The sequence below is a fragment of the Shouchella clausii genome, assembly GCF_002250115.1.
Classification (GTDB): domain Bacteria; phylum Bacillota; class Bacilli; order Bacillales; family Bacillaceae_D; genus Shouchella; species Shouchella clausii.
Genome location: NZ_CP019985.1, coordinates 1,585,596 through 1,604,522, shown reverse-complemented (window position 1 = coordinate 1,604,522; position 18,927 = coordinate 1,585,596). Strand labels below are relative to the sequence as shown.

The window sequence follows — 18,927 nt, the reverse complement described above, 5'->3', positions numbered from 1 at the left end:
CAACTATAATCTTTACGTACCCCAGCACGAACAAAAAATAACGATTTTATTAAAACTTGTCGGTTTTGACCGATAAATCGCCTTTCTCCCTGAGAAATTAAAAAAATAGAACAGTTGCTTAATAATCGGCTTTTTGGTTATGATTTTTCAGAACATAGCCATAATGATGGCCATTGAAAACCGATTCATACTGGAGCGAAAAACTTTTTTCAGTATACCTTCTTCCGACATATTTCGCAACTTCCTTTTCTTAGTGGATATGAAATCTGGTATAATGGCTAGTAGACGTTGGAGGGATTTCGAAATGGCAACTGTAGACAAACCACTACCCCCGAGCGCTTGGAAAGTAGTGGACAATAGCAAAACATATTTGAAAGAAAGTGCGCTCCGTTCATTTGCTTTTGACGACACACTATGCACGCTTGCAGGAAAAACGGGGCAATCGTTTATCCGTTTTTGGGTTCACGAAAACACAGTGGTGCTCGGTACACAAGACACACGCCTTCCCTTTATTAGCGAAGCGATTGAATTTATTGAGCACGAAGGCTATCGTGCTGTTGTTCGCAACTCCGGCGGATTAGCCGTTTGTTTGGATGCAGGCATATTAAATCTATCGCTTGTGTTCCCAGGGGAAGCAACCTTTTCAATTGATGAAGGCTACGAACGAATGGTAACGCTTGTAAAAGCGATTTTTAAAGAGGAACAAATTGAAGCAGGAGAAATTGCTGGATCTTACTGCCCAGGAAGTTACGATTTGAGTATTAATGGCAAGAAATTTGCAGGCATTTCCCAAAGAAGGATTCGAGGCGGCATTGCTGTACAAATATACCTTTGTGTACATGGAAGCGGCAGCGATAGAGCCGCGTTTATCCGCTCTGTTTACAATAAAGCTGTACAAACGAGTGAACCAGCGTTTTCCTATCCTGACATTAAACCTGAAGTGATGGCGTCTTTATCTGAACTGACGAACCAATCTTATCCGATTGAAACCATTATTGCACGGGCGAAAACAGCCATTCTTGAAAGCGGTGGGCAATTAGAGACAGCGGTTCTATCACCTGAAGAAGAGCTGCTGTACGAAACACAGCTTGACCGGGTCATTGACCGCCACAACCGTTGTTTGCGCTAAAAAGAAGAAAAAAGGCCTTGGATTTGTTTACTCCAAAGCTTTTTTGCATCAAAATGGCCAAGCAGCATTTAAACTCCTTGTCCTGTTTTTTGTGTAATAGCTTGCATTCCCGTTATTAAGCAGAGTTTGTATACATCGTCAACATTACAACCACGGGACAGATCGTTAACTGGCTTGTTCAACCCTTGCAAAATTGGACCAATTGCATCGTAACCGCCAAGGCGTTGCGCAATTTTGTAGCCAAGGTTTCCTGATTCAAGGCTTGGAAAAATAAATACGTTAGCTTCTCCTTTTAAAGGGGAATCAGGCGCTTTCTTTTGAGCAACAGCAGGAACAAAAGCAGCATCAAACTGAAATTCACCGTCAATGATAAGGTCAGGACGGCTTTCTTGCGCAATTTTAGTAGCAGCAGACACTTTTTTCGTTTCTTGCGATGAAGCAGAACCAAGCGTTGAAAAACTAAGCATCGCGACTTTTGGTTCTATACCAAATAGCTTCGCGGTATCCGCTGTAGCAGTGGCAATTTCCGCCAACTCTTCTTCATTTGGCGATATGTTGATCGCGCAATCACCAAAGACAAATTTTTTGTCTTCTTTGACCATGACAAAAACGCCAGACGTGCGCTTAATCCCAGGTTGTGTTTTAATAATCTGTAAGGCTGGGCGAACCGTATCTCCCGTAGAATGGGCAGCGCCGCTAACGAGGCCGTCGGCTTTTTCCATGTAGACAAGCATTGTCCCAAAATAGTTCACATCTTGTAACAGCTTGCGCGCAGACTCCTCCGTTTCTTTGCCTTTGCGCCGGGCAACGAAGGCGTCAACCATTTCATCGATTCCAGGATATGTCTCTGGATTGTAAATCGTCATTCCTTCTAGTGTAATCTTTAATTTATCAGCAAGCGCTAAAATTGCATCGTTATCCCCTATGACAATCGGTTTTACAACGTTATCGGCAGCAAGTTTGGCCGCTGCTTGCAATACCCGTTCGTCTGTTCCTTCAGGTAAGACGATACTTGGCTTATGAGACTCTACTTGCCGTTTAATGTCAGCAAATAAATCGCCCACGATTTAACCTCCTTAAAAAGTCATCATTTCCTTCTATATTTAGGATACCCCTCTTTATTTAAAAAGGAAACCTCCTTTGCTGAAGCGTCAATTTTAAAAATCCTCATTTAGATTACGCTTCCATATAAGGAAAGGGTTTTCAAGCCTATAAGTCGAATACTAAACGGATAAAGGAGGATGCAATGTCAATGGATCAACCACTCATAACACTCCAAGTCGAAAACAAAGTCGCCACAATTACGATTAACAGGCCAGAAGTCAAAAATGCATTGAATGACGCCTGCCATGAACAGTTGTATAACCTGCTTTCGGAAGCAAATGAACGGGAAGACGTGACCGTAATTGTCCTAACAGGCAGTGGCGATGCTTTTTGTTCAGGTGCTGATTTAAAGTCAATTGATTTAGCGGAACAAGAGCATTTCAATTACGGAAAGGCGCTGCGGGAAACCTATAACCGCCTCATTGCTTTCATGGTGCAAATTGGCAAGCCGCTTATCGCCGATATAAATGGCACTGCCGTAGGCGCTGGTTTGAGCATTGCCCTTGCTTGTGATTTTCGCGTCGCCCGCAAAGAGGCACGATTTGCGCTAGGCTTTTTAGAGATAGGGCTTGTGCCTGATGCCGGAGCATCCTACTTTTTGCCGCGTTTGATCGGCTACCCGCAAAGCTTGGAACTAGCGGTTAAAGGAATGTTCGACGCCGACGAAGCAAAAGCAATGGGCCTTATCCATAGCATTGGCGAAGCCACACCTTACATTAAACGCTGTAAACAATTGCCTCCTACCGCTTACCGACTCATGAAACAGAATTTCCGCGAAAGTTTTGACCACCACTTAGCGGAACTACTGGAAATGGAAGTCACGGCCCAGCGGGAAGCAGGCGCCTCTCGTGAACACCGCTTGGCGCTTGAGCGTTTCTTAAAAGTACCTGCAAACGGAAAAGCCCTAGACATGGAAGACACGAAAAGGTAAACGGATCCGCTGGCTTACTGACCAGCGGATCGTTCTTTATTTACTTCTATTTTGGGCTTCCATCCTGCAACCACATTTGCCTGGCGATGATTTGCTTGATTCGCTTCAGCGGGCAGAAATGATGAAAAAACGTCCATCTATGTTATAGTGGAGGTAATATGAATATACTGGAGGTCCATCTACAATGAATGAAGCTGCAAAAACATTGGACGGCTGGTACGTCCTGCATGATTTTCGCAAAATCGACTGGAATTCCTGGAAAACCGTTTCTGCTTCAGAACGGGAACAAATGCTCAATGAATTTGAAGCACTTGTGTCGAAATGGGAAGGGACGGAAAAAGCCGGAAAAGGCAGCCACGCCCTCTATTCGATTGTCGGTCAAAAAGCAGACATCATGATTATGCTGCTGCGCCCGACAATGGAAGAATTAAATGAGATTGAGAATGCCTTTAACAAATCAGGGCTTGCCGCTTATACGATTCCAACGTATTCATACGTTTCCGTTGTAGAATTGAGCAATTATTTAGCTGGTGATTCAGACGAAGATCCGTATGAAAACCCATATGTGCGGGCACGCTTATATCCAGAATTGCCGCGGTGGAAGCATGTCTGTTTTTACCCGATGGACAAGCGCCGCGAAGGCAACGACAATTGGTATAGGTTGCCGATGGAAGAGCGTAAAAACCTAATGCGCAGTCATGGCATGATCGGACGAGGCTACGCAGGCGTCGTGAAACAAATCATTTCCGGGTCTGTCGGATTTGACGATTGGGAATGGGGCGTCACTCTCTTTTCAGACGACGTCCTGCAATTTAAGAAGCTTGTTTACGAAATGCGTTTTGATGAAGTTTCTGCCCGTTACGGCGAGTTTGGCTCTTTTTACGTAGGCAACATTCTTGAAAAAGAGCGGATTCCCGCTTATTTCCATATTTAAAAAACAGCCTTGACTCACGTCAAGGCTGTTTTTAGACTAGACAAACGCTCCTCATAGATCATCGTTTGCCTCGTCTGATTGGTTCAAATTAAGCTTTGTCTTTTTGCACTTCTTCTTTTGTCACATTAGGGCGGACAATAATAAAGTACGTTTGAACAATCATAAACAAGTTACCAACTACCCAATAAAGAGCAAGCGCAGATGGCAATGTAATTCCAGCAATCACAATCATAGCTGGCATAATGTAAAGCATGATGTTCATTGGATTCGGCATGCCTTCGCCCAATGGGTTCGCTGGCATTTGGCTCATAGACATTTTAAACTGGATAAACGTCGTAATGCCGGCAATGACAGGCAAAATATAGTCAGGGCTGCCTAAGTTAAACCAGAGGAACGCACTAGCTGGGCCAACGCCAATTTCTTCGGTCCGCATAATCGCAAAATAAAGTGCCATTACGATTGGAATTTGCACAAGCGCAGGCAAACATCCAGCAGCAGGATTCACACCGTGTTTTTGATAAAGGCTCAACATCTCGGCTTGTACTTCCCGTTGTTTTTCCGGATTGCCTTGTGCTTTTTTCATTTTCTCCTGAATTTCTTGCATTTCAGGACGGAGCGCCTGCATCGCCCGTGTGCTTTTTTGCGACTTTAACGCAAGGGGCAAAATCAGCAAACGGATCAAAATGGTAACAATAATGATGCCCCAACCAAAGTGTCCCCCTGTCAAATCAGAAAAAAAGGTGATCAAAAATGACATCGGGTAGACGAAAAACGAGTTCCAAAAACCAGTTGATTCAGCTGTGATCGGTTCATTCGTGTTACAGGCTGCTAAAACGAAAGCAACCATTACAACGCTAAGCGTAAGCATGACTTTCTTTTTATTCATTTCTTTCTTTTCCTCCCTTTGTTGTCTATGCAGCTATTTGTTGGTGCATGCAACAAGGGTAAGGACCATCATCGTCTTGGCAGCCTTTGTCGCGGAAATAAGGAATTTTTGGCCGCGCCCACAGCGCCAAGGGGCGGACTGGAGTCATGTCAACACAGCCTGTCTTATCCGTGTCATGCACTGTACGCTTCATCCGCATGTGCATGCGACGGAGCTTAAAATTTTCATAGGCAACCATCGCGACCACAACCATGACAGGGGCTACGCTGACCCATAGCATCGGCAACTCCATTATAAGATCAATCACATCATCCGCCTCCTTTCTGCCTCGATTCACAATATTTCCATCTTACCATACTCGTATCTTCAGGACAAACCTTTGCCGCGCTTATTTTTCCTTTTTCGACAAAGCCAACGCCTGCTTTATGCCTTCTTTCATCGACACTTTGCCATACATCAAAACCCCGCCTTTATACACACGGGCAGCCAAAATATTGACGGCGACCACACTTGCAATTAAAAGCGCAAACAAGAGCGCAATTTCCCAGCCAGCAATGACGCCCATACCAATGCGCATTGTCAAAAGCTGCGGCGTGAAAAATGGAATATAAGAGGCAACTGTAATAAATGGCGCATCTGGAGTGCTTAAACCAAATGAAACGATAAAGAATCCAGCCATAGCGATAAAGGTCAGTGGCTGTATCGATGAATTGACGTCTTCCGTTCGGCTGACAAGGGCGCCCAACGTAGCCGCAACGCCGCCAAACAAGAAATAGCCAAGAATTGTTAAGAAAAACGCGTAACCGAGCAAACTCATGTCAATGAAATCGCCGCTTAAAAGTTCGCCAATCTCATTCCCGCCAACTAACATACCGATGACTAACGCTGCCCCAATTGCAACCATATTGACAATGCCGACAAGACCAATGCCGACTAATTTGCCAAACATTTGCACAACCGGATTGACGCTGGAAACAATCAATTCCATCACACGAGAGGACTTTTCGACGGCTACCTCTGTGGCAATCATGACACCAAAAGAAACAATGATAAAAAACAACACATAGGTCACGCCTAATACAGTAAAGGACGCCTGCATTTGCGATTCTTCCGTCTCTATCGCTCCCCCTTCTTCCAATGGCTCCTGGGCAAAAGAGATCGGTTCAAAAATAGCGGCAAGGTCCGACTCGCTTAAATTAAGTGCACTCGTTAATACAGCTTCTTTGACGCGCTGCACTTCCTGCTCAATCGCAGCTACCGCTTCGTAATCATCGCCCCCGCCATAGAGTGTGGCGTTTAATTCACTTTGCGATCCATTTAAATGAAGGACATAATCATAGTCGCCGTCTCGGGCGCTTTCGAGAGTCGCTTTCAAAGATGCATCTTCCACGACTGAAAATGAATACAACGATTCTTCGTGGGTAGTTGCAAGTATTGTTGCCACATCCCCTGCGTTTTCGGTTTCATCGATAATAGCGACTTGCTGGACTTCATTTTCCTCATCTCCGGAAAATGCAGAGATGATCGATGAAAGGTTTGTGGCAATAATAACAATTGCCATGATCACCACTGTAGAAATGATAAACGATTTTGCCTTTAGCCGGCTTCCCGCCGTATGGCCGACTATCGTCCAAAAATTATTCATTCGCTCCGCCTCCCACTTGGTCAATGAAAATATCATGCAAGCTTGGTTCTTCCACTTCAAATTTGCGAACAAAGCCTTTTTCGGCAACGCGAGCGAACACGGCTTTTGCCGCTTCTTCATTTTCAACCCGGGCGATAACGCCATTTTTAATTGGCGTCAAATTAGTCACATGAGGATCAGAAGCTAAAAACGACAAATCATAATCAGCATGAATCGAGACATTTTTTATGCCATAGCTCCGTTTAATATCAGTCAGACTGCCTTGCAGCACCGCTTTCCCACGCTTTAGCATAATAATGTCTTCGCACATTTCCTCGACATTGCGCATTTGGTGGCTTGAAAACACAATCGTCGTGCCAAGTTCCTGCAAATAACGGACAGCGTTTTTCAACATGTCGGAGTTTACTGGATCAAGGCCGCTAAACGGTTCGTCTAAAATTAACAGCTCTGGCTTATGGAGCACTGCTGCAACAAATTGGATCTTTTGTTGGTTTCCTTTCGACAGTTCTTCCACTTTCTTTGTTTCGTATTCTTCCACTTGAAATCGTTTAAGCCATTGCTTGATCTCTTTGTGGATCTCTTGCACTTTCATTCCTTTTAATTTCCCTAAGTACGTAAGTTGATCGCGGACAGTAAGTTTTGGGTACAGCCCCCGTTCTTCAGGCAAGTAGCCAATCAAATGGGTATTTTTATAAGAAAGTTGCTTGTTTTCCCAAGTAATCGACCCTTCCGTTGGCTCGAGCAATCCTAAAATCATTCGAAATGTCGTTGTTTTTCCAGCCCCATTCGCGCCAAGCATCCCGAACATATTGCCTTTTTCAACGCTAACGGAAATCCCGTCGACGGCAACATGTTGGTTGAACCGTTTGCGCACTTGCTTAATTTCAAGCGTCATCTTCCATCTCCCTTTCTTGGATAAGCAACCGTAAGATCTCTGCCATTTTAAGCGGCTGCTTCATAGTAATTTCGAAACCGGCGGCAAGCATCGCTGCTTCTGTTTGCCCATTGTCACTTGAAATGATTTCGATTTGTGGTCCTCTCTGTATTACGGAGTGCACCCCGGCCATGTTTCGCACAACATTTAAATCGGCAACCGCCCAAAAGCGAGCCCAACTGCTCAGCAACGTGTCTTTTTCATAGTAGCCTGTCTGTTTGCCGTCTTGCACGCAAATAATAAAATCGGCTAAATCTTTGATTTCATCAGGCACGTGACTCGAAAAGACAATCGCCCTTTCTGGGTCTTCTTCCAAGTACTGAAGCCATTCGTTACGAAGCCATTCTTGTGATTCAATATCGACGCCTGCAAAAGGCTCATCCATAATGAGCACTTTAGAGTTTCTGGAAAGTGCTAAAACGGCAAGTGCGACTCTCTGCATACCCCCGGAAAATTGGCTTATTTGTTTATTGAGCGGCAGACGGTACTGCTCCACAAGCTGCAAAAACCGCTGTTCGTTCCAAGTTTGAAAGCCAATCCGGTATATGGCGGCTAAATGAGAAAGCGTGTACTTTTCAAACGATTTGCTTGTTTGTGGAATAAAGGCGAGCTGATTTTTCCACTCCCTCTCTCCCACTTGTTGGCGAAACCGTTCGATTGTCCCTGCATCGGGATGTACCATGCCAGATATCATCCGTAAAATCGTGCTTTTTCCTGAGCCATTTTTCCCTACGAGAGCCGTAACGGTTCCTCGTTCAACCTGAAAGGAAATCGGACCCGTTGAAAAACGAGCGTCCACCCGCTTTTCGATCTCCGTACATATGATCATCTTTCTTCCCCCCCTTCTAAAACGGCAGCAAACCAATTGGACAGCTCTTCCTTGCTATAACCATAGCTGCGCCCTACTGCGGCAGCTTGCTCTAACGCTTTTTGCACCGCTTCTTGTTTTTGCTCCGACTGGTCTTGCATACTCATTTCGCTCACAAACGTTCCTTTCCCTTGGATCGTTTTAATGTAGCCTTGTTGCTCAAGGTTTTGGTATGACCGCCTCGTCGTAATCACACTGCAAGACAGTGACGCTGCTAGTTTCCGAATTGACGGCAATGCCGTTCCAGCCGGAAGTTGGCCGCTCACAATCAGCGATTTCAGCTGTGCTTCAATTTGATCGTAAATGGGGGTGCGGCTTGACTCATCTAGTTGAATCGGCAACCGATCAGACATAGTAATCCACCTTTTCAAAAGCGGATGAGACTACTTTGAACGTTACAAAAAACTGGATAACTAGCAGCACAAACAGCACTGCCAACGTCACCTGCGGCGCATGGTATAGAAAATAAATAACAATGCCGAAGAACCATAAATCACTGAGCCATCCAACCAATGATAAAACAATAACGACAGGGGCCATCCAAGCAAAAAATTCTAACCAATCCCGATGGCGGTATGTTCGCGCGTAAGGCTCACATGCCACCCATATAAGCCCGCTCACCCACGTTAGGAGTAGCCAAGCTAATGCCGCCTTTACGCCCCAAAGGGGCGAATGTCCGATTAAAAAAGAACTGGCAAAAATTGACACATTGAGAAAGGCGTTAGCCACTAAAATAAAAGCCGACATGCTTAACATCCGGTTTAGCGCCTTTTCACTATTTTTGAGCGGCATCATTTTCAAAAGCACGTAAATATCAGGCACGGCAACTTTGCCGTATGGATCCCGTATCCGATAAGCTTCCCCACGCACAAAAAAAATAGGGTAGAAAAACAACACCACGAGCAATACGACGCCTAAGCCTGGGGCAATAATCCCATTTTCAATCCGTGGGCCAATGTCAACAACAAGCATGCTATACAAGACGCCCCATAGCAAAGCCGTTGCCACAATCCCGATCCAACGGCCAATTCCCATTTTCCGGAACTCGACTAGCAGCAGTTTGTAGGCATTCGCCATATGCAACAGTCCTTTTCAATGTTCATCTGTTTATATCTACATACACAGTATTACACACCTTTTCTTTCTGTGCAAGTAAAAAAAGTAAAGCACGTTTTTCCGCCTCTTGTTTTTCAAATGGATACAAGCTGAAGTCTCCTTATCTAGGGCATATTCTTAATTGCCTGATCATATCTTTAAAAATGACTCGATTTAAGCAAAAACCCCGTTTTTTAAGCTTTTCTTATTGTTGGCAGATCGGATCCGTTCACCAACCTTGCGTGCATTCATATGTGGAGGTGTCAAATTGGCTGTGATTCAAGCATCATCCAATGATATTGATATGCTGGCCCGTCTTATAAGAGCAGAGGCAGAAGGCGAAGGCGAGGAAGGCATGCTTATGGCAGGAAATGTGATGGTCAACCGCGTGCGCGTCGACTGTCTTGATTTCGCAAATATAAGGACGATTCCACAAATGGCGTTCCAATCCCCTGGTGGATTTGAGGCGGTTCAGAAAAGCTATTTTTATCAAAGGGCACGAGAAAGGGAACGGCGCTTGGCACGGCGGCTCGTAAACGGGGAGAGAACCCACCCAGCCAGCTTTTCGCTCTGGTTTTTCCGGCCTGAAGGTGCCTGTCCGGCGCAATGGTGGGGGCAATGGAATGCCGGGCGTTTCAAAAACCACTGTTTTTACCAGCCGCTCGAAGCAGAGTGCGCCGACGTGTTTAGCACATTTTAAGGATAGAAAGGGTGGCAAACATGTATTCATACGACGAGAATGAAGCCAATCGCCAGCAACAAGGATACGGCCAATATGGAGGCCAAGGGCAAGGCCAACAACAAATGATGCAACAACCGCAATTTTCAGCACAAGGGTACCAAGTGCCTGGATTTGTGCAGCAACAACAAACACCGCCTGCTGGGCAAGGAGGCATGTTGCCGTTAGAGCAATCGTTCATTGAAAACATTTTGCGTTTAAACCGGGGCAAATTTGTGACCGTCCATCAAACATTTGAAGGGAACAGCGAATGGAATGCGCGAGTCTTTCGCGGCAGGATTGAAGAGGCAGGGCGCGACCACATTGTACTTGGAAACCCGGAGACAGGCGAGCATTACTTGCTGTTAATGGTCAACCTCGACTTCGTTACATTTGATGAGCCAATCGCCTATACATATCAGTATGGATATGAACCAGGCTTGTCTCAATACCCGCCTCGTTAAAGAATGAACGGCTGAGCTTTGCTCAGCCGTTCATAGTTATAAATGCCGCATTGCTGCCAAGCCTAGCAATACCCAGCCGACGATAAACGCAACGCCGCCAATTGGCGTAATCGCCCCTAGTTTCGTAATTCCCGTTAATGCCATGACGTAGAGGCTGCCTGAAAATAGGACAATTCCGGCTAAAAACGCCCAGCCTGCTCCATTCACAAGCCCGGAACTGCCTAGTTTTAGAGCAAATAAGCCGGCTGCAATTAAGCCAAGCCCGTGCACCATGTGGTAGTGAACGCCAGTCTGATAGTTGCTCATCATCCGCTCACTTATTTTTCCGTCAAGCCCATGGGCGCCGAATGCGCCAATCGCTACCCCAAGGGCCATCGCCAGTGCGCCTAATAGCAAAAAGAGTTTTGCCACGCTTTGATCACCTCCACTTGTTTCGTCCATGCTTCCACTATAGCATAGTTCCTTACTAGCAACACGCCATGCGCAGCGAAGGAAATGGTATAATTGAATGAAACGTGAAGAAAGGATGAACGATTTGTGATTGCGATTAGGCGCTATAGCGCAGCCGATTATAGAGCGTTGCTGCAAATCCAAAAAGAAGCGTTTCCGCCGCCGTTCCCTTCAGAGTTATGGTGGACCGTAGAACAAGTCGAAGCACATGCAGCTGTTTTCCCTGCAGGCGCTTTGCTTGCTGAAATCAATGGCGAAGTCGCTGGTTCAGCCACTTCCCTTCTCGTCAGTAATGCCGACCGCTCTCATACATGGGAAGAAATAAGCGACAACGGCCTCATCCGCGCTTCCCACCAACCTGATGGAGACACACTGTATGGCATCGACTTATGCGTCCGTCCCCGTTACCGTGGCAAAGGGGTTGCCGCAGCACTCTATGAAGCGCGCAAGCAGACGGTCATCCAACTTGGTCTGACACGGTTTGCCGCTGTCTGCCGTATTCCTGGCTATCATGCCGTTTCAACAGAAATTGGACCAGAACAATATGTTTCCGAAGTAAAAAACGGCAAGCGCAGCGACCAAGTCCTTTCGTTTATGATGAAACAAGGACTTACTCCTACCCATGTGCTTAACGGTTATGTAGAAGATGCAGAATCGTTGAACTATGGCGTTTTTGTGGAGTGGCGCCCTCCTGTCCGTTAGACGTTTAAGCCCCGCCTAAAACATAGGCGGGGCTCAGGCTGTAGACAAACGCTCGCATAATTCGTCGTTTGCCTTGGTCCTATTACTTGGTTTCATCGAGCCGCTGCTTAAACACATCAAACCCTTCCTGGACTTGCTTTGGATTCGTTGTCAGCTTGCTAACAACATAAATCACAAGGGCAGCGACGATAAAGCCAGGCAACAACTCATAAACTCGTTCATTCATTCCAAGCAATGCATAAAGGTTCGTATTGGCCCAAATGACAACGACAAGCGCCCCAGCACCCATGCCTGCAAGCGCCCCCCATTTCGTCATCCCCTTCCAGTAAAGGGAAATCAACATCACAGGTCCAAAAGCAGCGCCAAATCCAGCCCAGGCATAACTGACAAGCTCTAGAATGGTACTGTTTTGTTGCCAAGATAAGGCTAAAGCGACCAATGAAACGACTAAAACCGCGCCACGTCCGAGCATGACCATTTCACGATCGCTCGGTTCTCGCTTTAAAAACGTCTTATAAATATCTTCCGTCAGTGAACTGGATGTGACGAGCAATTGCGAGGAAATCGTACTCATTACGGCAGCAAGTATGGCGCTAAAAATAAAGCCAATGACATATGGGTGAAACAGCATATCGCCCATGACAACAAAGACCGTTTCCGACGCTTCTGCTGTCTCTAAGAAAACCCCTTCCCCTGTTAAATAAGCTCTTCCGACAAGGCCAGTAAACATGGCGCCAACAATAGACAATCCCATCCAAGTCATGCCAATGCGCCGCGCCGGTTTTGCCTCTTTCGCCGTCCTTAGCGCCATAAACCGGACAATGATATGTGGCTGCCCGAAATAACCAAGCCCCCAAGCAAGGGACCCTATAATGCCAATAACCGACACGCCACGGAAAATGTCCATTAAAAACGGATCGATGTCGCGGATTTGCGTAAAGGTGCTTGAAACCCCGCCAACCTCAGCCAGTGCAAAAGCTGGCACAAGCAATAACGCCAACATCATGACGCCGCCTTGGACAACATCTGTCCAGCTCACTGCTAAAAAACCGCCAAACAGCGTGTACGCAATCGTCACTCCTGCCACAATCAAAAGCCCTGTCCGGTACTCAATTCCAAGCACCGACTCAAACACGACGCCGCCCGATACCATGCCTGACGAAACATAAAGCGTAAAAAAGCCAATGATAATCAAACTTGACAGCATGCGCAATAGTTTGGATGTGTCATTAAATCGGTTTTCTAGAAAGGCTGGAATGGTAATCGAATCATTCGCCGTTTCTGTATAAGTGCGCAACCTCGGAGCAAGAAAAACCCAGTTTAAATAAGCGCCTAAAATTAAGCCAAATGCCAGCCAGCCGGCGCCAATGCCTGTCAAATACATCGAACCAGGCAAAGCCAACATTAACCAACCACTCATATCAGAGGCGCCTGCGCTCAACGCTGCTACTGTTGGCGAAAGACCTCTGCCACCGAGCGTATAATCGGAATGGCTTACTGTTTTTTTATAGCCATAGTAACCAATCACTAGCATAATCAGCAAATAAATTATAACGGAAACAATAATTTCATAACGAATGAGCATCTACATCCTTTCTATTAAAAGGCAGCCTCTATTAGGAGGCGACTTTATCAAAAATCAAGTAAATTTCGCTTTTCCTCTTGTTCACCTTCCGTTTCGGCCAAAGGAGAACCAAATTCCTTCGTTTCCGGAACTCGCTTTTGAACAGGCAATGGATACGAAATCGGCTTTGTTTTCTCTTGCTGTAACCTAGACTCAAGAGGATGCCCTTTTAACAACTGGCAATAGCTCTCCAACACAGCAGCCGCTTCTTTTAATTCGTCCCCGTCATTGTCTTTAACGGCTTTCGCGATTCTCCCCATTTGCCGTTCCATTTGCAACAGCACATCTTCTGCGTGTATATGCATAAACGCCTCCTTTCTCATCATGGAAAAACGAATGCGACAACGTGAAGCTTGTGAAAAGAAAGACCACCACGTTCGCTCATGATGAAATCAACTTATCCATCATAGCACGGTGCATTGCCTTAAAGAAAATCGTGTTTTCACGGCGAAAAACGAGTCCGTTTTCATTTCTCCAGGTTAAGTTAGGTCACCTCTCCGATTCGCTAGAAACAGCAACGATTCTCATTCTTCTTCTTTTATTCTCCAAAAAGAGCTTGCTCCCTTTATTTTCTTAGGGCAAGCTCTTTATAAATATCCCCGAGGCAATAATAGCCTGCATGTTCTGCCAGTGTAATATGTTTCGCCCAAAGCTTGGCCGTCATATGTGCATCCGCTAAAGCATGGTGGCGCTGGCTAATCGCTATCCCATAAGCATCGCACCAGTCATCAAGTGTTTGAAACTGCTGGTGGGCGGCGGTTATTTTCGTTAAAAACGTTGTATCGATGAGCCGATGTGTAAACGTACGGCCTAGCTCTTGCCATGTCGCATGGCGCATAAACTTGCGCTCATGGGCGGCATGGTGGGCAACAAGTGTTGCTGCGCCAGTGAAATCGTAGAATCGAAGCAACACGTCATTTATTGGCGGAGATTGGTCTAGCTCCTGCAAAGACAAACCGGTCAGGCGCAGCACCTCCTCACATGGAGGCTGCTTTGGTTTGATCGTCTCATAAAAATGATCGTTGTGAACTTCATTTCCAGTTACTTTCACGGCCCCTATCGATAAAATGCCATCGCCTTGGTCTGGATGGAATCCGCTTGTTTCTAAATCAAATACAACAATCGGGAGCTGAGCAAAAGGAATGTGGAGGACATCGAGCTGAGCTTCCTTTTGAAAACGGCGAAAACGTGCCATTTGGGCAGCATTCCCCGTTTCCGCCGCCGACATGGCGAACCCGAAGCGATTTGATAATTGCCGCATAAATTGCATCATGTTGTTCATCATTTGCTTCCGCCTGCCTCAACGATTTTCTGGATTGTTTCATAAAGGCGGCGCCCCTCTTTTGCCCACGTTTTCAAGTCATTGCGTTCTTCTTTTGTTAGTTGGCTAGGGATAATGTACTTATAGGAAGAAAACTGCTTAATCCAGTAAGCCCGCCGCTCAAATAAGGAGGCAAAAGAGCGTTCAGCTTCCTCAAAACCGCTACCCGGCGGGAGAGCCGCGAATCGTTCTAAAGTTGACGTAGCCATCATGCGCTGCTGAAGAGCAAGCAAGCGCATGCCATTGACATACGGAAACAGAATTTGCTCTTTCACATTTAAGGCCCCTTGGTGTTCACCGCGCTGCTCAACAAGGAGTTGCCCAAATAAATTGCGAGCTTGTGGCATTCTTCCGGTATTGTCAGCAAACCGTTTCATTAAGTGGGGAGAGCGCTCCATTTGGGCAAACAATTGTTTTTTCAAGTCTAAAACTAATGCATGTTCTCCTAGAATCGTCCGGGCATCGAAAAATGTGAGAACATAGCGCACATGTTCAAACGTATCTTCTGTGAGCCAATGTTCCAGCTGTTGAGACCATTTTTCGGCTGAACCGCACCACCGTTCACATGAGGCCATCACGCCGCCAATACAACGTTCATAGCCAGCAGCTTCAAGCCGTGTCACAATCCTTTCGCCAAAAGTTAAAAAATAGGGCAAATGGCGATCATCTTCTCCTTTGAAAACAATGCCATGGTCTTGATCACTGTCGTAAATTTGCTCCTTGCGCCCCGCGCTGCCCATAACAAAAAAGGCAAAGGGAGCGGGGAATTCTCCCAGCTCCTTTTTTATTTCTTCTCCTGCAGCCCAAACAGCAGCATGTAATTTTTGTTCATGGTAAGCCTGCAATTCTTTTGCATAGGCCAATGGTTTGCTCATGTTAAGAACCTGTTTGCGTAGACGTTTTTTCAGACTTGACAGTTTCAGGATACCCGTAAGAACCGTGCTCACTCATATCGAGCCCTAGAATTTCTTCTTCCTCTGTAACGCGCAAGTTTCCGCCGAGAAGCCCTTTTGTTATTAACAACAATACGTAAGAAGCGACAAAAGCAAACACACCGCAAACCACCACGCTTAATAGTTGGACGCCAAGCTGTTCGAAACCACCGCCATAAAACAACCCAGGCAGACCACCGTTCATTTCTGCTAATTCAGGCGTTGCAAATAGTCCGTTTGATAGAGTTCCCCATACACCAGCAACACCGTGAACGCTTAATGCAAAAATAGGATCGTCAATTTTAAGTTTATCAAACATGTTCATGCTAACGACGACAATTAATCCGCCAATGACACCTATAAGGACTGCAGCCCACGGCGCAACGAATGCACAGGAAGCAGTGATGGCAACAAGGCCGGCGAGCGTTCCGTTTAATGTCGTCGGCACGTCGGCCTTTCCATTAAGTGCCCAAACAAGAAACAGTGCTGCAATGGTGCCAGCTCCAGCCGCAAGCTGTGTATTTAGTGCTACATAACCAAAGAACGCATCAGCGACGCCGCCAGTCGAACCAGCGTTAAACCCAAACCAACCGACCCACAAAATCAACACGCCAAGGGCGGTATACACTTGGTTATGGCCAAACAAGTCATTGACTTTGCCATTTTTGTCATACTTGCCAAGACGTGGCTTTAAAATCAATGTAGCTGCTAGAGCGGCCATTGCACCCGTCAAGTGAACGACTGTCGAACCGGCAAAATCTTGCTTTCCTAAATTAGCCAGCCAGCCTTGGTCTGACCAAATCCAGTGTGCGACGAGCGGGTAAACAAAGGCAGAGAACAATACAGCAAAAATCGCGTATGCGGCAAGCTTCCCCCGTTCAGCAAAACCACCAAAGGCAATCGTTAACGCAATTGCAGCAAACGTAAGTTGGAAGAAGAAGTCAACCGAACCAACACCATCTGCATAGTTGCCAAAAAAGAAATCAGCCATGCCAATAAACGGATTGCCGTCCCCATATATAAAGCCATAACCAACGGCCCAAAAAACAAGCGAAGCGATACCGACCGTAAAAATCGTTTTACCTGCGATATGACCGGCATTTTTCATCCGAGTTGAGCCAGCTTCAAGCAAAATAAAACCGCCTTGCATAAGAAGAACTAATATTGCGGAAATGGTAAGCCATAAATTATCCATAAGTACAGTTTCCAATTCGTCTCCCCCCAGCCCTTGTTTTATATCGTCATTATAATCTGATGTCAGAATTGTTCTATAAGTATGTCAGGATATCTAACATTGTTTTTGTAGCAGATAGGATTATTTCCTGCGACGGAAGAACTATAAAACAAGCTTCACTGACGAGCGGGCTGGAAATGATCGTTAAGGCTGAAAACCTCCGAAAACGTATGTTTTCGGAGGTTTTCCTTTGTTATGAAGCGTGTTGATTTTCCTTCTTAGCAAATAATTTGATCAGAAACGGCAAAGCGATGAATAAGGCAAGCACGCGCAGCATTTGCAGTGTTGCTACTGCGGTCGCGTCTAGTTCTAGCTGAGCCGCTGTCGAAGCCATTTCCGCAGCCCCAGCTGGCACAATCGCTAGCAAACTTGTAAAAAACGGCAGCGGCGTAAGCAAGAAAAAAATTAGCGCTAGCCCGACGCTCATCAAAACATAAAGCGCCAATGCCGCTGCACTTGCTGCGCCGATACGGCTAAGTTCCTTAAGTGTTTTCCGGTCAAAGCGCATGCCAATCAACGAGCCGATCAGCACTTGGGCGCTGCCAAGAACAATATTAGGCATGCTATATTCAGGCACAAGCAGCTGGTGGATGGCAAAGCCAAGGGCAATTGCTAAAAACATCGGCGCTCCTGGAAACGTGACAAAGCGTGCTAAGCAAAAAATGACCGCTGCACCAAGCAACGCGAGAAAAACAAGCCAGGCATCTGCTGCAAATGGCTGTGTCGCTGCAGCCGGCAGAGACACGCCTCCTCCAGTAGCGAGGCCTACGAGAAGGGGGACGACGAGCACAAACAAAGTAATCCTAGTTGTATGGAATGCCGCTACAATCCGCTGGTCTGCTTGGTAACGCTCGCTTAAAGCAATAACTTCCGAGGCGCCCCCTGGCAGGCAACAAAAGAATGCTGTATTCCCTGTCGTATGCGCCCACTTCTCAAAGCCTTTTCCAAGTAAGATTCCACCTGCAAGAGTCAATGCCAACGTCAGTAAAAAAGCGGGCAACAACATCCTGTATGCCCATAGCTCCTCGGGAATGACCATAAACCCAATAGAAATGCCGACTAACGCAAGTGAAACAGTGAACAGTTCGCTTTTGAAGATAAGCTTTTGGACAAAAAAAGACCAAAAAATGCCCGTCGCCAAAGCGCCAAGCAACCAACCTGCTGGCATGCCAATCGTTTGCACCAACCAGCCAACTGCAAAAGATACAGCGAGGAAAACAAGTTTACTTCCCATAAGAATAGAGCTCTGCTTTCATAGGCAGCTGCCAATCGATCGGGGCTTTACCCTGTTCTTGCAGCCAACGGTTGATTTTCGAAAACGGGCGGCTGCCAAAGAAACCTCGATTTGCAGAAAAAGGGCTCGGGTGGGCCGACTCGATAATCAAATGGCGTGTTGCATCAATCGCCTCTTTTTTCGCTTGGGCATGCCTTCCCCACAGCACAAATGCAACCGGTTCTTCCCGTTTATTTAAGGCATGAATGACTTCGTTCGTAAACAGTTCCCAGCCTTTTCCTTTGTGGGAGCCTGGCTGCCTTTTACGGACGCTGAGCACAGTGTTTAACAACAGCACGCCTTGATCGGCCCACGGCTCTAAATAGCCATGGTCTACAGGCATAACGCCCAAATCGTCTTGTAATTCTTTATACATATTTTTAAGCGATGGTGGGACAGCCACTTCTGGTTTAACAGAAAAACTTAATCCATGGGCTTGGTTTGGGCCATGATAAGGGTCTTGCCCAAGAATAACGACTTTCACTTGTTCAAACGGCGTATAGTGGAAAGCATTAAACAAATCATTCATATGGGGGTAGACCGTCTGCTCTTTGTACTCTCGTTTCAAGAATTCACGCAGCTCTAAGTAATACGTTTTATGAAATTCGCCGCCAATCACATCGTTCCAATCGTTACGAAGAATAGGCATGTTCAGTTCCTCCTCTTCATCTAGTTGTCTCTAT

Annotated in this window: 22 protein-coding genes; 6 read left to right on the top strand and 16 right to left on the bottom strand. The window is 46.2% G+C overall.

Annotated features, from left to right (window positions below):
• Window positions 1-304: 304 nt before the first annotated feature.
• Window positions 305-1,129, top strand: coding sequence for a lipoate--protein ligase family protein (locus BC8716_RS07715; RefSeq protein WP_094424594.1), 825 nt, complete (start codon window positions 305-307; stop codon window positions 1,127-1,129).
• Window positions 1,130-1,197: 68 nt separating this feature from the next.
• Here the strand turns inward: BC8716_RS07715 and pta are convergent, their stop codons facing one another.
• Window positions 1,198-2,193, bottom strand: coding sequence for a phosphate acetyltransferase (pta, locus tag BC8716_RS07710; RefSeq protein ID WP_094424592.1), 996 nt, complete (start codon window positions 2,191-2,193; stop codon window positions 1,198-1,200).
• Window positions 2,194-2,375: 182 nt separating this feature from the next.
• On the opposite strand from pta, the gene BC8716_RS07705 reads away from it, so the two are divergent.
• Together BC8716_RS07705 and hemQ are read left to right on the top strand one after the other, a co-directional pair.
• On the top strand, window positions 2,376-3,164 hold the full coding sequence (locus BC8716_RS07705) for an enoyl-CoA hydratase/isomerase family protein (protein WP_251179572.1): 789 nt from the start codon (window positions 2,376-2,378) through the stop codon (window positions 3,162-3,164).
• Between the two features lie 184 nt (window positions 3,165-3,348).
• Complete coding sequence (hemQ, locus tag BC8716_RS07700; protein WP_094424590.1) at window positions 3,349-4,098, top strand: hydrogen peroxide-dependent heme synthase; 750 nt, start codon at window positions 3,349-3,351, stop codon at window positions 4,096-4,098.
• A gap of 88 nt (window positions 4,099-4,186) precedes the next feature.
• Here the strand turns inward: hemQ and yidC are convergent, their stop codons facing one another.
• From yidC to BC8716_RS07665, 7 genes are all read right to left on the bottom strand, one after another.
• Window positions 4,187-4,984 carry a membrane protein insertase YidC gene (yidC, locus tag BC8716_RS07695; protein ID WP_094424589.1) on the bottom strand — a complete coding sequence of 266 codons (798 nt, stop codon included), beginning with the start codon at window positions 4,982-4,984 and terminating at the stop codon, window positions 4,187-4,189.
• Between the two features lie 25 nt (window positions 4,985-5,009).
• The gene (locus BC8716_RS07690; RefSeq protein WP_011248748.1) at window positions 5,010-5,291 is read right to left on the bottom strand and encodes a hypothetical protein; all 282 of its coding nucleotides are present in this window, start codon (window positions 5,289-5,291) and stop codon (window positions 5,010-5,012) included.
• Between the two features lie 81 nt (window positions 5,292-5,372).
• Window positions 5,373-6,629 carry an ABC transporter permease gene (locus BC8716_RS07685; RefSeq protein WP_094424588.1) on the bottom strand — a complete coding sequence of 419 codons (1,257 nt, stop codon included), beginning with the start codon at window positions 6,627-6,629 and terminating at the stop codon, window positions 5,373-5,375.
• The gene (locus tag BC8716_RS07680; protein ID WP_094424587.1) at window positions 6,622-7,524 is read right to left on the bottom strand and encodes an ABC transporter ATP-binding protein; all 903 of its coding nucleotides are present in this window, start codon (window positions 7,522-7,524) and stop codon (window positions 6,622-6,624) included. The genes BC8716_RS07685 and BC8716_RS07680 overlap by 8 nt, the downstream gene beginning before the upstream one ends.
• Window positions 7,514-8,392, bottom strand: coding sequence for an ATP-binding cassette domain-containing protein (locus tag BC8716_RS07675; protein WP_094424586.1), 879 nt, complete (start codon window positions 8,390-8,392; stop codon window positions 7,514-7,516). The genes BC8716_RS07680 and BC8716_RS07675 overlap by 11 nt, the downstream gene beginning before the upstream one ends.
• Window positions 8,389-8,784, bottom strand: coding sequence for a GntR family transcriptional regulator (locus BC8716_RS07670; protein ID WP_035205854.1), 396 nt, complete (start codon window positions 8,782-8,784; stop codon window positions 8,389-8,391). The genes BC8716_RS07675 and BC8716_RS07670 overlap by 4 nt, the downstream gene beginning before the upstream one ends.
• Entirely contained in the window at window positions 8,777-9,508 is a 732-nt protein-coding gene (locus BC8716_RS07665; RefSeq protein WP_094424585.1) for a hypothetical protein, read from the bottom strand. The genes BC8716_RS07670 and BC8716_RS07665 overlap by 8 nt, the downstream gene beginning before the upstream one ends.
• Before the next feature lie 286 nt (window positions 9,509-9,794).
• Between BC8716_RS07665 and BC8716_RS07660 the strand changes: the two genes are divergently transcribed.
• Complete coding sequence (locus BC8716_RS07660; RefSeq protein ID WP_094424584.1) at window positions 9,795-10,226, top strand: cell wall hydrolase; 432 nt, start codon at window positions 9,795-9,797, stop codon at window positions 10,224-10,226.
• A gap of 20 nt (window positions 10,227-10,246) precedes the next feature.
• Window positions 10,247-10,708: a spore coat protein GerQ gene (gene gerQ / locus BC8716_RS07655; protein ID WP_254120673.1), complete on the top strand. Its 462-nt coding sequence runs from the start codon at window positions 10,247-10,249 to the stop codon at window positions 10,706-10,708.
• A gap of 36 nt (window positions 10,709-10,744) precedes the next feature.
• Here the strand turns inward: gerQ and BC8716_RS07650 are convergent, their stop codons facing one another.
• Window positions 10,745-11,119 (bottom strand): DUF423 domain-containing protein, encoded by a 375-nt coding sequence (locus tag BC8716_RS07650; protein WP_011248756.1) that lies wholly within the window; start codon window positions 11,117-11,119, stop codon window positions 10,745-10,747.
• A gap of 126 nt (window positions 11,120-11,245) precedes the next feature.
• Here BC8716_RS07650 and BC8716_RS07645 point away from each other — a divergent pair, with 126 nt between their 5' ends.
• Complete coding sequence (locus BC8716_RS07645; RefSeq protein WP_094424581.1) at window positions 11,246-11,860, top strand: GNAT family N-acetyltransferase; 615 nt, start codon at window positions 11,246-11,248, stop codon at window positions 11,858-11,860.
• An 82-nt stretch (window positions 11,861-11,942) separates the two neighbouring features.
• Here BC8716_RS07645 and putP read toward each other — a convergent pair whose 3' ends face one another.
• From putP to BC8716_RS07610, 7 genes are all read right to left on the bottom strand, one after another.
• Entirely contained in the window at window positions 11,943-13,445 is a 1,503-nt protein-coding gene (putP, locus tag BC8716_RS07640) for a sodium/proline symporter PutP (protein WP_094424580.1), read from the bottom strand.
• 47 nt (window positions 13,446-13,492) lie between these two features.
• Window positions 13,493-13,789 (bottom strand): YwdI family protein, encoded by a 297-nt coding sequence (locus BC8716_RS07635; RefSeq protein WP_094424579.1) that lies wholly within the window; start codon window positions 13,787-13,789, stop codon window positions 13,493-13,495.
• A 260-nt stretch (window positions 13,790-14,049) separates the two neighbouring features.
• Window positions 14,050-14,769 carry a 3'-5' exonuclease gene (locus tag BC8716_RS07630; RefSeq protein ID WP_094424578.1) on the bottom strand — a complete coding sequence of 240 codons (720 nt, stop codon included), beginning with the start codon at window positions 14,767-14,769 and terminating at the stop codon, window positions 14,050-14,052.
• Window positions 14,766-15,680: a DUF294 nucleotidyltransferase-like domain-containing protein gene (locus tag BC8716_RS07625; RefSeq protein ID WP_094424577.1), complete on the bottom strand. Its 915-nt coding sequence runs from the start codon at window positions 15,678-15,680 to the stop codon at window positions 14,766-14,768. Before BC8716_RS07625 ends, BC8716_RS07630 begins: the two co-directional genes overlap by 4 nt.
• 1 nt (window position 15,681) lies before the next feature.
• Window positions 15,682-16,932 (bottom strand): ammonium transporter, encoded by a 1,251-nt coding sequence (locus BC8716_RS07620; RefSeq protein ID WP_169716003.1) that lies wholly within the window; start codon window positions 16,930-16,932, stop codon window positions 15,682-15,684.
• 232 nt (window positions 16,933-17,164) lie between these two features.
• Window positions 17,165-18,205, bottom strand: a complete 1,041-nt coding sequence (locus BC8716_RS07615; RefSeq protein ID WP_094424575.1) for an AbrB family transcriptional regulator — start codon at window positions 18,203-18,205, stop codon at window positions 17,165-17,167.
• Window positions 18,195-18,893 carry a uracil-DNA glycosylase gene (locus BC8716_RS07610; RefSeq protein ID WP_094424574.1) on the bottom strand — a complete coding sequence of 233 codons (699 nt, stop codon included), beginning with the start codon at window positions 18,891-18,893 and terminating at the stop codon, window positions 18,195-18,197. Before BC8716_RS07610 ends, BC8716_RS07615 begins: the two co-directional genes overlap by 11 nt.
• Between the last annotated feature and the right edge of the window lie 34 nt (window positions 18,894-18,927).